The 15,148-nt window shown below is 73.9% G+C and carries 14 protein-coding genes and 1 pseudogene; 1 reads left to right on the top strand and 14 read right to left on the bottom strand.

The window, feature by feature from the left end; translation table 11 throughout:
• Positions 1-2: 2 nt before the first annotated feature.
• From ACZ34W_RS36475 to ACZ34W_RS36445, 7 genes are all read right to left on the bottom strand, one after another.
• The gene (locus ACZ34W_RS36475) at positions 3-614 is read right to left on the bottom strand and encodes a phosphoribosyltransferase (protein WP_465610475.1); all 612 of its coding nucleotides are present in this window, start codon (positions 612-614) and stop codon (positions 3-5) included.
• Positions 611-2,674: a hypothetical protein gene (locus tag ACZ34W_RS36470; RefSeq protein ID WP_465610473.1), complete on the bottom strand. Its 2,064-nt coding sequence runs from the start codon at positions 2,672-2,674 to the stop codon at positions 611-613. Before ACZ34W_RS36470 ends, ACZ34W_RS36475 begins: the two co-directional genes overlap by 4 nt.
• Positions 2,671-3,321, bottom strand: a complete 651-nt coding sequence (locus ACZ34W_RS36465; protein WP_465610472.1) for an HAD family hydrolase — start codon at positions 3,319-3,321, stop codon at positions 2,671-2,673. Before ACZ34W_RS36465 ends, ACZ34W_RS36470 begins: the two co-directional genes overlap by 4 nt.
• Positions 3,318-5,075, bottom strand: coding sequence for a non-ribosomal peptide synthetase (locus tag ACZ34W_RS36460; RefSeq protein ID WP_465610470.1), 1,758 nt, complete (start codon positions 5,073-5,075; stop codon positions 3,318-3,320). The genes ACZ34W_RS36465 and ACZ34W_RS36460 overlap by 4 nt, the downstream gene beginning before the upstream one ends.
• A 110-nt stretch (positions 5,076-5,185) precedes the next feature.
• Positions 5,186-5,818 carry a GTP cyclohydrolase I gene (folE, locus tag ACZ34W_RS36455; RefSeq protein ID WP_465610468.1) on the bottom strand — a complete coding sequence of 211 codons (633 nt, stop codon included), beginning with the start codon at positions 5,816-5,818 and terminating at the stop codon, positions 5,186-5,188.
• A 52-nt stretch (positions 5,819-5,870) separates the two neighbouring features.
• Positions 5,871-6,617, bottom strand: a complete 747-nt coding sequence (locus ACZ34W_RS36450; protein ID WP_465610466.1) for a 7-carboxy-7-deazaguanine synthase QueE — start codon at positions 6,615-6,617, stop codon at positions 5,871-5,873.
• Complete coding sequence (locus tag ACZ34W_RS36445; RefSeq protein ID WP_465610464.1) at positions 6,614-7,045, bottom strand: 6-pyruvoyl trahydropterin synthase family protein; 432 nt, start codon at positions 7,043-7,045, stop codon at positions 6,614-6,616. The genes ACZ34W_RS36450 and ACZ34W_RS36445 overlap by 4 nt, the downstream gene beginning before the upstream one ends.
• A gap of 275 nt (positions 7,046-7,320) precedes the next feature.
• Here ACZ34W_RS36445 and ACZ34W_RS36440 point away from each other — a divergent pair, with 275 nt between their 5' ends.
• Positions 7,321-8,484 (top strand): hypothetical protein, encoded by a 1,164-nt coding sequence (locus ACZ34W_RS36440; RefSeq protein ID WP_465610507.1) that lies wholly within the window; start codon positions 7,321-7,323, stop codon positions 8,482-8,484.
• Positions 8,485-9,240: 756 nt separating this feature from the next.
• Here the strand turns inward: ACZ34W_RS36440 and ACZ34W_RS36435 are convergent.
• The 7 genes and pseudogenes from ACZ34W_RS36435 to ACZ34W_RS36405 form a co-directional block, all read right to left on the bottom strand.
• Positions 9,241-9,903, bottom strand: a pseudogene (locus ACZ34W_RS36435) (protein-L-isoaspartate O-methyltransferase family protein); the annotation flags it as partial.
• 41 nt (positions 9,904-9,944) lie between these two features.
• Entirely contained in the window at positions 9,945-10,862 is a 918-nt protein-coding gene (locus tag ACZ34W_RS36430) for a phosphotransferase (RefSeq protein WP_465610462.1), read from the bottom strand.
• Between the two features lie 16 nt (positions 10,863-10,878).
• Positions 10,879-11,328 carry a DEAD/DEAH box helicase family protein gene (locus tag ACZ34W_RS36425; protein WP_465610505.1) on the bottom strand — a complete coding sequence of 150 codons (450 nt, stop codon included), beginning with the start codon at positions 11,326-11,328 and terminating at the stop codon, positions 10,879-10,881.
• A gap of 2 nt (positions 11,329-11,330) precedes the next feature.
• Positions 11,331-12,311 (bottom strand): Scr1 family TA system antitoxin-like transcriptional regulator, encoded by a 981-nt coding sequence (locus ACZ34W_RS36420; protein ID WP_465610460.1) that lies wholly within the window; start codon positions 12,309-12,311, stop codon positions 11,331-11,333.
• A 64-nt stretch (positions 12,312-12,375) separates the two neighbouring features.
• On the bottom strand, positions 12,376-13,938 hold the full coding sequence (locus tag ACZ34W_RS36415) for an NUDIX hydrolase (protein ID WP_465610458.1): 1,563 nt from the start codon (positions 13,936-13,938) through the stop codon (positions 12,376-12,378).
• Positions 13,935-14,876, bottom strand: a complete 942-nt coding sequence (locus tag ACZ34W_RS36410; RefSeq protein ID WP_465610456.1) for an SAM-dependent methyltransferase — start codon at positions 14,874-14,876, stop codon at positions 13,935-13,937. The genes ACZ34W_RS36415 and ACZ34W_RS36410 overlap by 4 nt, the downstream gene beginning before the upstream one ends.
• On the bottom strand, positions 14,873-15,148 hold a 276-nt coding region (locus tag ACZ34W_RS36405; RefSeq protein WP_465610454.1), incomplete at its 5' end, for a glycoside hydrolase family 15 protein. The genes ACZ34W_RS36410 and ACZ34W_RS36405, both read right to left, overlap by 4 nt.

Genomic DNA, 15,148 nt, shown 5'->3' with positions numbered 1-15,148 from the left:
TTTCAGCTCTGGTCGCGTTCGAACGAGGAGGCCACGCCCTGTTCGGGCACCGGGTCGTCTCCGGCCGTCGGGGTGGTCGCGGGGGCGGGGGCCTTCGGCCCGTTCTCCGTCTCCCAGGGGAAGATCACCCAGGTGTCGGTGTGCTCGGCGATGTAGTCGATGCGCTCCTCGGGGGCAGCCGGGCCGGGCCAGTTGGAGCGGTTGACGGTCAGCACCGCCGTGCGCAGCCGCCGGACGCCGAGCGCCTCGACCATCCGACGGGTGCGCTCCAGCGTCGCTCCGCTGCCGGCGATGTCGTCGACCAGCAGGACGTCCCGCCCGGCCAGGTCGCCGAGGGAGGCGGGGTTCTTGGTGGCCGGGGCGCTGGTCTTAGCCGCGTTGACGCCGTCCGTCTCGGTGTGCGTGACCTCGACCGTCCGGACATCGCGGATGCCGAGCTGATGGGCGATCACCACGGCCGGGATCATGCCGCCGCGCATGATCCCGACGACGATCTCCGGCAGGCCGTCGCAGCTCGCCTGCTTGGCAAGGTCGCGGGCGAACGCCTCGATACCGCTCCAGGCCAGCCGTATGGGCGCCGGTGTGGTGACGGGCGGGGTGGATGTGGTGGTCACGGAAGCTGCTCCTCAGGGTGGACGCCCGGCGTGCTGAGCACGCGGACCTGGTGCCAGGCGGGCAGGAAGCGGTCGACGATCAGGGCCCAGACACGGTGGACCTCGGGCTGAACGCCGGCGGGGACGGTCATCTCCACTTCGGCCGCGCCGACGGCGCCGGGGAGGTGGTGGGCGGCGAGAGCGTGCCGGCTGCGGTCACGCAGCTGCACGGTCAGCCACACCCCCGGCGCCGTCCCGGGCAGGTCCACAGTGACCCGCAAGGCCTGACCGGGAACGAGCTCGTTCGGCGTATGAAGGCGGACGGCCGTGTGGGCGGGCGTGGTGGGACGGTCGGCCACCAGGCCGCAGCGCGAGCAGGCCACGCGGATCCGCTCCACGGCACCGGGCACGGGCCCGGACCACACGGTCCGTTCCAGCGGGCCGCGGCAGTACCCGCACCGGCCGACCCCCGTCGTCCCCTGGGCTGAGGTGTGGACGGCGGTCGCGGCGTCGGTGAACTGGTCGAGCATGCCGAAGCGGGACTGCTCGCTCATCTCAGACAGGGCCTTGGCCCAGCCGGTGGCGTGTCGCCCGAGCGCAATGGGCAGGCTGGGCAGGCTGGGCAGGGGACCGTACCCGGCGCGCAGCGACTTCTGGACGAGATGCAGCGCGGCGAGGGCGCTCTCCCGAGCGGCTTCGCGATGACGCCGCATCACCTTGAGCCCCTCGACCACGCGGGTCTTGGGGCGATCGGCCGCCATGGCCCAGGCACGCAGGTTGTCCTCGAACAGAGCGCCGGCGTCGAGGGAGGTCAGCCAGCCGGTCAGCTCCGTACGCAGCCCGAGCGCCGGCCCGTGCCCGTCGGTGACGGCCACCAGGTCCTCGGATTCGTGCCAGATCCCGTCCCGGGTCAGCAGCCCCGGCGGCCCGCCGGGGCCGGGGAGGGGGAGAAAAGCCGGGCGCCGGCCGGGCCAAGGGGTGAGGACCGGCGCCGTGCCGGGCGCGGGCGGGAGAGCGAAAGTCTGCTCGGGGTCACCGAGCAGCAGGTATCCGCTTGCCCGGCCAGCGGTGTCGTTGAGGTCGGCGGTCACCGCACCGGCCAGGCGGCCGACGGCGAGCAACCGGCCGGTCAGGCGCGGCTCGGCGCTCACAGGCAGGTCCTGGTGCACCATCCCGATCACCGCGGCCGGATGCCCTTCCAGCGCGGCGTGGGCAAGGGACACGCTGGAGGGGTAGTGCTCGTGCGGGTCGAGGATGAGCGCGGTGCACACGAACAACACGAGCGTCCGGCACGCCAGATCACGCAGCAGCAGCGGGGTGAGCGCGCCGCCCGCCCGGCACCGCTCCGGGGTGCAGCCGCCCGGCACCGGCTCGCCCGAGACGGCGAGTTCCCGATCCCCGGTCAGCCCGCACACGCTGTAGGGGCCGAGGAGCGCGTGCGATCCGGAGCCGTGGGCCTCCACCACGGCGAAGCGCCACCGGCCGCCGACGGCGGTGTCCAGGGCGGTGCGCTCGTCGAGGTGGCGCCCGGTGCGGGCGGTTCCGGTGAGCCCGTCGAGCAGTACATCGGTTTCCTCGGGCTGCGGGGTGCGGGCGGCGAGGATCTTGGCGAGCGAGAAGGCGACGCCCGGAAGGTCGATGCCGGTCAGCAGTCCCACGCGGACCGAGCGCTCGGACCAGGTGTGCAGGAGAGGGGACAGGGCGGCCAGGGAGCAGGCGCCAGCCGGGGCGGTGAGCAGCACGCTGCCGCCGTACGGGACCGGTACCGTCCCGGCGCCGCTCAGGTCGTCGACCGGTACGAAACCGCGTCCCAGGACTCGGGCGGCGCCCCGGGCGAGCGGGCCGGTCGAGCCGACGCCGACCACGAGGCGTTCGCCAGCCGGGACGGGTGCGGGGGCGAGGGGCGGCTGGGCGCCGTAGAAGGTGGCCACGTTCGCCCAGTAGGCGGCCCGCTGCGGCTCGGCCGGCCGCAGCAGCGCGATCCGCCCGTCGTCCAGGTGCTCGCCCCAAGAGGTGAGGTCGTCGGCCCAGCAGAATCCGTTGGGCAGCTCTGGGTCCGTGACCGGGTCGGGGGTGGTCATCCGCGGTGTTCTCCCTTCGTGTCCGGCGTGGGTGCGGGCAGGGTGATGCCGCATGCGGCGAGGTCGGCGATGAGCCCGGGGACGGAGAGGAAGTCGACCGCGTGCAGCCCGACATGCCGGGCAGCGATGACGTTGGTGTGGTTGTCGTCGGCGAAGAAGATCTCTCCGGCGGCCACACCCATGGCCTCGATGGCCAGCCGGTAGGCCACCGGGGAGGGCTTGATCACGCCGAGATCCGCCGAGTTGATCAACGTGTCGAACGCGTTGAACCCGAGACGGGCCAGATCCGCCACCAGCCCGCTGGTGTTGTTGGTGAAGATGCCGACAGGGATGCCCTGGGCCCGGACGGCCTTGAGGACAGCCACCGCGTCCTCGTCCAGCTCCCCGGGATCTTGCGCCCACACGTCCACGGCGGCACCCGCGCGGGGGCCGAACTCGTCCACGAGTTCGGCCCGGACGGCCTCCAGCCAGTCCTGGTGGGTGTAGACCCCGTAGTTGGCCAGCGCGAACGCATCCCTGTAGGCGATGCGGCGCAGCGTGCCCGGCGGTAAGCCGACCGTCTTCTCCGCTTCGGCGCGGCCGTTGCCGCGGAAATGCAGAAGGACTCCGCCCAAGTCGAACAGGGCGGCGCGTACGCGCGTGCTCATGACGACTCCCGGTCGGTGGAGGAAAGCGCGCGGGCGAGGAACGCGGGCGTCGGCTGGGCAGTGAAGTGCGTGAGCGGGATCTCGAGACCGAAGGTCTCGTTGATGCGGTGCAGGAGCTCCACGCAGGCCAGGGAGTCCCCGCCGCAGGAGAAGAAATCGGTCGTCGCGGTGGCCGGTTCGGCGCCGGTGGCTTGCCACCACCACACCCGGACCGTGTCCGGCAGCTCCACGGGCGGGCCGTCCGGGGCTGCTACCGGGGCGATCTCGTCCGACTCGGCGGCCGGGCCGGCGCTGGGGAAGGCCAGGGCGGCGATCGCCTGCACGTCGGGTTTGCCGTACCCGGTCAGCGGGAGCGAGGGGTGAAGGTGGATGCGGGCGGGGACGGCCGTCGAGGGAAGCAGACCGGCCAGGTGCGCGCGCAGTGCCGCCTCGGGGATCCGGCCGCCGGGGACAGCCGCGTGCAGGGCGAGGACGTCCCGGCCCTCGGCCGGCTCGGCGAGCGCCGCCGCCGCGGTCACACCGTCAAGGGCCAGCGCGGCGGCTTCGACTTCCTCCGGCTCCAGGCGCACGCCGCCGAGGTTGAGCTGCCGGTCGATCCGGCCCGCGTACACCAGTTGTCCGTCCGGGCGCCGCCAGGCCCGGTCACCGGTCCGGTACACGCGAACCGCCCGGCCGCCGATCGTGAGCGTAGGGAAGGCGCGGGCCGTACGGTCGGGCAGGCCCGCGTAACCGTCGGCCAGTCCGACACCAGCGAGGTGCAGGTGACCGCGCTGCCCGTCGGGCACGGGCTGGTCGTGCTCGTCGAGAAGGAAGTCCTCCACCCCGGGCACCGGCCGGCCGAGCGGAGCGGGCTGGTCGTCGGCCGTGATGTGCGGTGCGACGTGGGTGGCGATGGTCGCCTCGGTCGGACCGTACGCGTTCGCGACCTGGTGCCGGCCTATCCAGTAGGCGAAGCGAGCCGGGTCCAGCGCCTCGCCGCCGACGACGAGCAGCCGCAGCTCGGGCAGCGTCACCTCCGGTAAGGCCGCGAGCATGGTCGGGGTCAGCGTGGCCACGGTGACCTGTTCTGCGGCGAGCCACCGGACCAGCCCGATCCCGGGAACCCGCTGACGGCCGTGGGGCACGCACAGCGTTCCGCCAACGGTCAGGGCCAGCAGGGTCTCCCAGAGCACGACGTCGACCGAGGCCGCAGCCAACTGCGCGATCCGGTCCTCCGCCGTGATCCGGTACAGATCGGCGAAGGCGGTGATCTGGTGGGCCAGTCCGCTGTGGGGGAGCACCACGGGCTTCGGTACGCCCGTCGAACCGGAGGTGTGCAGGATGCACGCGGTCCGGCTGCCGGCAGCCGCGGCGTACTCCGCGCGCGGTCCGGGCAGGTGACCCGCATCCGCCTCCCGGAAGGTGACGGCCGGTATGTTCTCGGGCCACCAGCTCGGAATCGCCCCGCCGCTGTGGACCAGGAGGTCCGCGCTGCCGGCCAGCAGGCGGAGCCGGGCCGGCGGGTGGTCGAGGTTGACCGGCACCGCCGCTGCCCCGGCCCGCCAGATGCCCAGCAGGCATCCCACCCAGTCGGCGCCCGGCGCCAAGCCGATCGCGACCCGTAGCTCTCCCCCGTCACGGGCGGCGGCCGAGACGACGGCGGCCACCCGCCCCGCCCGCTCCCACAGCTCCCCGTAGGTCACCCTCTCGTCCGCCGAGCGCACAGCGCAGGCGTGGGCGCGGGCCTCAACCTGCCCGGCGACCGCGGACAGCACGGAACCTGCCGTACGGCCGGTCGGCGTCTCGGCGCGCGGACGTGTGTCTTCCGCAGCCGGTGACGTGGACATCAGCTCACCTCCTTCCTGGTCTGCTTGCCGGTTCGCGTTCAGGCTGCGGTCCACTGGGCCGCGGCGAGGAACTGCTGGTTGAGCACCGGGTCGGTACCGAACCGGCCTCCGGTGTGCAGCGTGGTGGTGTGGGCGGCCTCCATCCGCACGCCGCGCATGCTCATGCACAGGTGCAGCCCGCGTACGGCGACGGCGACGTCCTTGCGCCCGATCACGCCGGTGAGGTGCTCGGCGACCTGGCGGGTGAAGCGCTCCTGGACCTGGAGCCGGCCGGCGAAGTGCTGGGCGATCCGCCCGAATTTCGACAGGCCCACTACCTCCCCGTCCGGTATATATCCGGCCGTGACCTGCAAGTTCATGGGCAGCATGTGGTGCTCGCACAGCGACCACACGCTCATGCCGCCCACGACGGCCAGTTGCCCGCTCAGCTGGGCTTCGGTGAAGCGAGTGGCCGCCGGCGGCCTGTCCGGGGACAGGAAGGCGCTCCACCAGGCCGCGACGCGCTCCGGGGTGCCGGCCAGCCCGTCGCGGGTGGGGTCCTCGCCCAGCTCGGCCAGGAGCTGTGCTATCAGGGTGCCGATCCGTCCGGTGTCGATGGCCGCGGCGGGCAGGCCGGGCGCAGGGACGGCGGTGCTCAGGGTCGCCGCAGGGCTGGCGACAGAGGTCGTCATGGGCGTTTTCTCTCTTCCGTGGTCTGGGGAACGGACAAGGGTGGTGGGTAGGTCAGCGGCCTCGGGCGTCCTCGAAGGCCAGCACGTGCAGCCGGGTGGTGAAGTGCCAGTGGCGGGCCGCGACCTCGTCCGCGAGGACCCGGGTCGTCGCGGTGACCGCCTGCGCGGTGATGCCCTCCGGCATCACCCACACCGGCGCCAGCCGGTGGGCCTGGGCCAGCTCGGCGATCCGGTCGAGGTCGGCGACCGAGGAAGCGACGAACTTGAACGCCGCCCGCCCGCAGGCCGCGAACGCCTCAAGCGCGGCGGGCACGATGCTCCTGGCCTCGTCCACGCCGAAGGTGGCGAGCTTGGGCGAGACGTTGAACCGGACTCCGTCGACCAGCAGCGCCGGGTCGGGCGCCAGGGTGCCGTTCGTCTCGAACTCCACCCGCTTGCCGGCGTCCAGCAGCACGCGGACGAGCGGCACCAGGTTCCGCTGCTGGATCAGCGGCTCGCCGCCGGTGATCACGACCAGCTCGACCGGCGACGAGGCGGCCCAGCCGGCCAGTTCCGCCACCGTCCGCTTCGTCGACTCCTGGCGCGGGTCGAACCGAGACCAGTCCCAGGTCTGCTTGGTGTCGCACTTCGAGCAGGTCAGGTTGCACCGGGAGAGGCGGATGAACAGGGCAGGGTGCCCGCAGCTGGGGCCCTCACCCTGGAACGTCGGCACCTCGACGCCGAAGCACTCCGCGATGATCAGACGGAACGCGGCCTCGTCCGCCGCGATCGTGACCGGTACCAGCCCGGGGATGGTCACTGTCCCTCCACCTCGAAGCGGGCCCAGCTGCTCCCCGTCTCGCGGACCAGGACGGCCACCAGACGGCCGGAGATCGAGGGCTGGAGGTTCTGGATGAACCAGCCGGCCAGGTACTGGGCGAGGAGTTCGGAGGTGGGCTGGACGGGCAGGACCTCGTGGAGATTGCGGTGGTCCAGCACGCTGTCCAGGAAGGCCTTGAACGGCTTGAGGTCGGCGAAGTCGGTGACGAAGCCCGGCGCGACGAGCGTGTCCGAGACCAGCTCGACCTCGACGGTGTAGCTGTGCCCGTGCTGCCGGGAGCACTGGTGCCCGCTCGGCAGCCCCGTCAGCCGGTGGCCGGCTTCGAAGGTGAACGACTTGCCGATCCGGAACTCACCGGAGGGCATCCGGACAGCGGGTAGAGCGGTGGTGGTGGACAGAACCATCATCTCCTCGGGGCGGGCGGCGCTCAGCCGCGGGAAACAGCGCTTGGGGGTGTCGGGCCGATCAACTCGCGCGGATTCGCACAGGTCCTGAGCCGGGGCGTCGAGCAGCCTTCGTCAATCGATCACGGGTTCGGTACGCGATCGGGCGGACCACCATCTGACACCCAATCAGGTGGTTGGGACAGGGCAAGTTGGGTGGGCAAGTTACGGGCGCCCGGTAGGCTGATTGCCCTTCACGGCAGTCCAGTTGAGGGGACAGGGCGATGGAGAACGGGCTCTTGCAGCAGCTCAGGGGCGACAGGGAGTGGAGCCAGGAGGAGGTGGCCACCCTCGTCCGGGCCTGGTGCCAGGAAGAGCGGGTGGATCCCGGGGCCTTTGACGCCTCCACGGTCAGCCGCCTTGAATGCGGTCGCATCAGGTGGCCGCGCGACGAGGTACGGCGGGCGCTGCGGGCGGTGTTCGAGGTCGGGACCGACGCGGAGCTCGGCCTCGACGGTACGCGCCGGCCGCGAACCAAGACCCGCGAGGTGAGTCCCACGAACCGCCGAACCCTCCTGTCGCTCGGCGCAGCGGCCCTCCTGCCCGACACATCCTCGGCTCCGAGCCGGCTCGGCACCGACGACGTGCGCGCGATCGCCCTGCATACCTCGGCGCTGGAGGAGTGGGACCGCCGCTCCGGCGGCCGCGCGACCCGGCACTTCGCGGGCCTGGAACTGCACCGGGCCGTCGACCTGGGCTCCGCCTCGATGACGCCGGCGGTCCGTACCGCGTGGAGCGGCGCGGTGGCGAAGCTGGCCGGCCTGTATGCCTGGACCAGCTTCGACGCCGGGGAGAAGGGAGCAGCGGCCTCCTTCGACCTGGCCCTGGACGCCGCCCGGGAAGCCGACGACACCCTGGCGTACTGCCACATCGCCACCAACGCCGCCCGCCAAGCCGTCCACGAGGGCGCCGCCGACCGGGCGCTGGCGCTCACCGCGTCCACCTCCGGCTCCCACCCACCCGCCGTCCTGGCGATGATCTCTGCCGTCACCGCGCAGGCACTCGCACTCCAGGGCGACATCCGTGGCGTGATGCGCTCCGTCGCTGCAGCAGAAGACCATGCCTCCCGCGCCGACGACAGCGCACAGGAGGGCTGGATGCGGACATTGACCCCTGCGAAGTTGCGCTCCGACCTCGGCTTCGCCCTGTACCGACTCTCGGCGACCACCGGCCACCTTGCGCCCGACGTCGTCCCCCAACTGCGCCGCACGGCGGGCGTCTCCGAGGCGTCCCAGCCACGGGCGAAAGCGATGGGTGCGGCGCGGCTGGCCACCGTCCTGTTCCGGCAGGGTGAGGTGGACGAGGCCCGCCACCACGCCGCAGTCGCCGCCGGCCTGGCCTCCGTGGTGGGGTCGGCCAGGCTCGATGCCGCTATCACCGAGATGCGCGCCGCTGCCACCTGAGGCGGCACAGCGGGCAGGACAAGACGCCGTGGGGTACGACCAGCCCAGATCCAGGAGGAGCTGGCACAGCACCTCGTTGCGGTCCGCCTCGCCCGCCGGCCCCGGGTCGCCCGGTGGATCCACGGGACCAGGCGGGAGCGAACGAGGAGGCCCGTTGCCAGGATCGGTGACCATGCGGCGCCCGGTCTGCCCGCACGGGTCCAGGGCCTGTGCATCGCTGTTGCCCTGGTCAGACGGCATCGACACCGCCTGCCGGGCGCTGGCGTGCGGGCAGGCGGAAGGCCTTTCCGATCGTGGCACCAGCGTCGACGACCTGATGCTCCCCGTTGAGATCCAGGGCGAACTCTCCCGGCCGGCCGATACCCACCGCTCGTGGAGGTGCTCCGCCAGCGCCCACAGGTCGGTCGGGCCCCAGCAGGTGGCGGTGCTGCCGTCGGGAGCGACGTGGGCGTGTGAGCCGTCGGCGGAGCCCACCAGTACCACCGTCTCGTCCCCGGGGGACCAGTGGCGGCGGACCCCGGGCAGGGACAGGCCGAGCAGCGTCCAGAACCCGCGTTCACTGAAGTGCGGCGGGGCGAGCACCGCCGACCTGACCCTGCCGGCGCCCGCGGGACGATCCGGTACCGGCAGCCAGTCGACGGCGCGGGCCGGGACATGTCCCCACAGGCCGGCGGACACCGTCCCCGCCAGCCGCCCGGCGCCGTCGCGTTCGACCAGGGCGTTCAGGTGCCAGCCCGGCGCGCCCTGGGACACGGTGGCGGTCAGCCGGCCGCCCTGGGCGAGGGCGTCCAGCCACGGTCGCGGGAGCGAAGGCACGGCGAAGCTGGCGGTGATGCGGTCCCAGGGCCGGCCCGGGCCGCCGAGCCCGAGGCGCAGCGCGTCGCCGGCCACGATCCGCACGTCGGCCCCGATGGCGGCCAGGCGCATGGTGGTGCGGCGGGCGATCTCGGGCTGGGCTTCGATCCCGGTGACCTGGCGGCCGGTCAGTAGGGCGCCCGCGGCCGCCAGCCAGCCGGTGCAGGTGCCGAGTTCGAGCAGCCGTGTGCCCGCGAGGGGCTGGAGGTCCTGGAGGGCGAGCGCGACGAGTCCGGCGCCGCTGCTCTGCGCGGTCGGCCGGCCTTCGTGCACGCTTCCGGGTGCGGCTGATTCGGCTGGCAGGCCCGCGAGTTCGACGACGACCTGGTCCGTCCCCCACACCAGTTCCTGGTGGCGGGTGGGGTCCGTGTCGGCGGTGAGCGTGCGCCATTTCGCGGGGCGCGGCCCGGTCTCGGCGGGGACGAACGCGGCCGGGATCAGCCGGTCGCGGCGGGCGGCGGCGAGGGCTGCGACGACCTGGTGGTCGTGGACGCCCGGTTCGGCGGCGAGGCGGGCGGTAAAACCCTGCCGGGGCGTGCCGTCGGCGGGATTGCGAGTGGTCATGAGCGGTCGACTGCCCTTCTCGGTCCGGGGTGCGGTCGGTGTCAGAACGTTCGGGCCAGAGGGCCGGTGCGGCCGGTCAGCGCGGGATCGATCCGCCAGTGCCAGGGAAGCGGCCTCTCCCCCAGGACGCAGGCCAGGCGGTGCGCTGCCGTGCCCGCCCACCTCGCGTCGTCTGCCGCCGCCTCCAGGAGGACGACCACGCCGGTGAGCGCCAGCACCGACCGCAGCAGGGCGTAGGCGCGGGCGCCGTCGTGGCGGGTGACGTCCAGGCCGTAGGCGCGGGCCAGGCTGCGGTAGCGGGCCACCGGGACGACGAAGGCCTCCGTGTGCCATGCCTCCAGGGCGAGGTCCACGCACACCGGCCCGATGCTCGCGTGGTCCCAGTCGATCAACGCGGGCCCGCCCGGGGAGAGGACCGTGTTGCTGTACCCGGCGTCGCCGTGCAGCAGACCGGTGCCACCGGGCCAGTCGACCTCGGGCCAGCGCCGTGCGACCTCCGCCAGGCGTGTCAGCAGCTGCTCCAGGTCCTGCGGGGACGCCGGCGTCGTACCGGGCAGGGCACGCAGCCGGGCCGCGAGGCTGTCGGCGGGGGCGTAGGCGGGCAGGCCGAGGGCGGGCGGCGGTGTGAGAGTGTGCAGGTGGCGCAGCAGTGCGGCGAGCTGCTGGGGGCTGATGGTTCCGGCCGAGCCGAGATCCTCCGTGAACGACACCACGAGCCGGCCCTCGGTGAGCACGGGGAGTCGGTACGGAGTGGGGACGAGGACGTCGTTGGCCCGCAGCCAGTCGGCGAGCCGTGACAGGCGTACGGCCGCGGCCAGGGTGGTCCCCGGCCGGTACACCTTCGCGACCAGCCCGGCGTCCGGGAGCCGGACCACGAGATTGAGGCCGTCCTGGAGGGTCCGGGCACCCGCGGTCGGGAGGTCGTAGGTGGTGGCGGCGGCTTCGAGGGCGGCTCGCATGGCGGCTTCCCGCCCATTAGAGGTGTACCGGCTGATCGCTGGGGAGTCCGTGGTGCTGGTGTGGTGGGTGGTCATGTCGTCCTGTCGGTGAGTACCGGGAGCAGACCGCTGCCAGACGGCCCAGTGCCGGGCGGCCGAGGGCCTGGACCCACGCGGCGACCGTCTGGCTGAGCAGTTGCAAGGTGGGGACGGTGATCAGCGTGGCGCCGACGGTCCGCGCCGAGACCTGGGCCGCGACCTCCACGCCCACCCTGGTCTTCGCGGTGCCGCACGCCATGTGGAGTACGACCCTCTCCTCGTCGGCAAGGTGGGCGCAGACGGCGTCGACGGCATCCCGCTGGTGCGGCCACAGCGGCTGGGCCGCGAGGTGGCGGGGTATGAGGAGTCCCGCCGGGGCGTCGCCCGCCCGCGGGCGGCGGCCGGTGGCGGACGCGGGGCGTCGCGGCCAAGGGGCCGCGGCGGTCACGCTCACCGCCCGGTCCCCTCGACGTCCAGCGTTCCGGCTGCCGCCCGCCGCAAAAGGTCGAGGCTCGCGCCGTCGTCGAGGGAGCTCTCCTCCAGGCCGGCCAGCCGCGGGTCCGGACCGACCGTGTAGGAGGCTTCCCAGTCCGAGAGTCCGACGGTGAGGACGTCCCCGTCGACGACGAGCCGCACGTGCTCGATGAGGACCGGCATGCCGGTGGCCATCGGCACGACACGGATCCGCAACGCCGTGGTCTCGACGAGAGCGGCCAGGTGCGCCATCTGCTCGGCGTGCAGCTCCTGCCCGCCGCTGCGGCGGTGGAGTACCGCCTCGTCCAGCAGCACGGTGGTGACCGGCCCGTTCGGGTTTCGGATCCGGGCCGCGAAGGCCCGGGCCCGATGGGCATCGCGCTGCCACCAGGCGAGCGCCCCGTGCTCCGTCAGCAGATCACCGAGGTATACCTGGCACAGCGCACACCCGATCCCCGGCAACGCCCCCAGCGGCACGCCGGCGCTCCGGTGGCGCGAACGCACCCCGGGCCGCCGACTCCACAGCACCTCCTCGAGACGGTCGGTGAGCAGCGGGACCGGCAGGAAGCAGCCGCCGACCGTGAGCAGGACGCTCGAAGCGCGCTCCTCGATGATCTGGTGGCGGTGGGGCCAGCCCGGGCCCGGATCGTCGAAACCGTCCGGGAAGCCGGCCTCGGCGCGCGGCTCGCACTGCTCGGCGCACGCGCGCCAGTCGTCGGCCGCGACCTGCCCGGCGCCATAGGCCTGGGCCAGCGCTCGGCCTTCGCCCGCCACCGAGGCGGGCCGCAGCACGGTGCCGCGCCCGACTTCGGTAGCCACCAGGTCGTCGGGTGTCAGGCGTAGCCGGGCGGCCACGGTGGCGAGTGGCTCTCCCTGGCATTCCCGCAGGTGGCGCAGGTGCGCGCCGAGGACCCGGTCGGCGAGAGCGGACGGCGCGGACGGAAGGCGGATGATCAACGTGATGCTCCGGGGATACGGGACGCTGGGCGGTCGGTGCTTCGGCGGGCGGCGGATGCCGCGTCTACCAGGTCATCCCGTGCGCGGGGACGAGGGTGACGGGCTGGCGGACGAGGCCCGTGGCGATCGCGGCGGTCTCCAGGGCATCGCGCAGCTCGGCCGCCGTGATGCTGTTCTCGCACAGGTCGACGGCCTGTTCGGGAGTGGTGAGAAGGCGGAGGACGGCGGGCTCGCACGGGCCCGCGATCAGGGGCCCGATCCGGGGCACGGCGGCGACAAGGCGCGCCTCGGTTCCGCTGTGGCCGATCAGGACGCCGTCGCAGGGGCGGACGCCGACGGTGGTGGCGCAGATCCGGGCGAGCGCGTGGTCGAGGGCTTCGGCGTCGCCCGGCGCGAGAGGGCCGCCGGGCAGGCGGGTTCGGCCGGTCGCCGGGTCGTGGTGGACGACGACAAGCCCGGAAGGAAGGAACAGCCAGCCCGCCACGCTGGTGGCGACACCCTCGTACCGGCGGTCGGCGGGCGTCCACGGCGCAGGGGCGGTGACGGCGGAGGGCAGGATGCGGTGGGTGTCGAGCACGCCCGGGGTACGGGGCCGGCCGTGCGCGAGTTCGACGGTGCGGCCCTCGACGCGGGCGCGCAGGACGGCGAGGACCCGTTGCGCGTCGGCGGGAGCCTCGGTGTGCAGCTCGGCGGGGGCGAGCAGGCGCGGTGCGCCGCGCCGGCCGTCGTCGGCGGTCAGTGCCGCGGCCTGCACGCCGGTCAGCGGCGGGTGGTCATAGGTGTAGGTCGGTCCGGTCCCGGGCCGCCAGTCGATGGCCAGTAGCCGTCCCGGGGTCAGGTGCGCGAGCGCGGTCGCGGCCTCGGCGTGGCGTTCGGCGGCGGCGGGCGGCGCCTCGTGGGACAGGACGGGGCCGCCCGCCAGCCCGGCGTCACCCGGCCTGGGGCCCGCGGTGATCAGGACGCGACCGCGGCCGTCGGTCAGCAGGACCTCCGCCCAAGCGGTCCCGACGGTGGAGGCCGCCCCGGGGACCCGGGTGGCCGGTACGGACGGGGCGAGGGGGCTGATGGACACGCTGGATCTCCGGGGGTCGGTCTGGGTCAGGACGGTGGACAGGGGCAGCGCGGGAAGGTGCGGGCGGATCGCGCTGAGGGGGACCGCGCCGGTGGTGACGGCGGCGTAGCCAGCGTGCGCCGCCGTGGTCACGCCCAGGGCGCGGGCCGCGTCGCGACACAGGCCGATCGCGGACGCCTCGTGGATGCCGAGCCGACCGGCGATCCGGTTCGTGGACAGACCGCCGACCATGAAAGTCAGGGCTTGGCGGCGGCGGGCGGTCAGGGGCGCCGGCACTGGGGCGGCCAGGCCGATCTGTTCGGCGGTCAGGAGCCGGTGCAGAGCGGTGAGCGCGCCGGCCTGGGCGAGCGTGGACGCGCCGACGAGGCAGCAGGCCCGGTCTGCGGCACCGGCCGCGTCCGCGGGCGTCATCCCGGTGCGACGCAGGCGGTCCGCGATCGTGCCGGGCAGGAGCGCGAAGCGCAGCACGGCGAGGTCCGGCGCGCCGAGCAGGGGCACCGGCGGGAGCAGGACGGCGGTCGGCGCGCCGGCTGCGGTGACAGGGGCGGTCGTCACGGTCGCCTCCGTTCCGCCGGTCCGGGAGGTACGCCGGCACCGGCCCGGGTGGTGCGGGTGCCGCCCGCACGGTCCGCTCCGTGCGGGCGGATCCGGGCGATCGCGCCGAGCACCGCGGCGCGAGGCGGACCGGCAGGCCGGTAGGAGGACCGGATGTACCGGGGCGCTCCGACCACATCCAGTCCCCCGACGAGGTCGGCGTCGCCCAGCAGGGAAGCGAACTCCTCCGCGGTGCGAAGGCGCCCCCACCGGCCGTCGAGGGCCTCGTCCATCTCCACGTCGACCTGCCGGGCCAGGTAGGTGTCCTGGGTGGTCGGCTGGCAGAGCGCCAGATAGCCGCCGGCCGGGAACCATCGGAGAAGTGCGGCCGCGAGGTCGGCGGCCGCGGGGTCCGGGACGGCCTCCAGGAAGTTACACAGCACCGCCACCGGCCGGGCCCGGTCGAGGAGCGCGGTGACGGCCGGGTGGTCCAGGACATCGTCCACACCCGCGCCGAGGAGCGTGGTGACGACCTCGACGCGGTCACTGTCCGCCAGGAGGCATCGTGCGTCGGCGGTTGCGACGGGGTCGGCGGCCGCGTACACGACCCGGCAGTCCGCCGCGCTCGCGTGGGCGATCTCGTGGGTGTTGCGGCCGGGGACGCCGGCGTAGCCGCAGTCCAGGTGCACGATCTGCCGCACGCCGTGGTCACGCACCAGCACCGTGGTCGCGTACTCGGCGAACCAGTCGGCGTCCTGCACCAGGAACGGCGCGTGCGGCAGCAGGCCCAGCAGTCTCCAGGCAGTCCGGCGGCTGGCCGCGTAGGCGGCGTGCCCGCCGCGCAGGTAGTCGCGGACGCCAGCCCAGGACGCGTCCTCCAGCAGCGCCGCCATCCGCTCGGGTCCGGCGTCCCACCGGTCCGGGTCAACGCGGGCGGGCAGGGCGGCGGTGGCGGTCACGGCCGGGCCGCCGGCGCGATGACGTCCGCGCTGCGGCGCTGGCCGGGCAGCCGGACCGAGTCCCGGTCCGGGTCGGTGGCCGGGGCGTCCGGGTCGGTGGCCTGCTCGACCCGGTCGGTGGCCGGGGCGTCGGGCTGGGCGGAGAGGTAGGCGCCGCCGCAGGCGGTCAGCCGCAGTGCGGTGTCGATCAGCGGGACGTGGCTGAAGGCCTGCGGGAAGTTGCCGACCTGGCGCTTCTCCCGCGGGTCCCACTCCTCGGCGAGCAGGCCGAG

It is taken from the genome of Kitasatospora sp. NPDC022856 (assembly GCF_055561235.1).
This window is presented reverse-complemented; position numbering and strand designations above follow the sequence as displayed.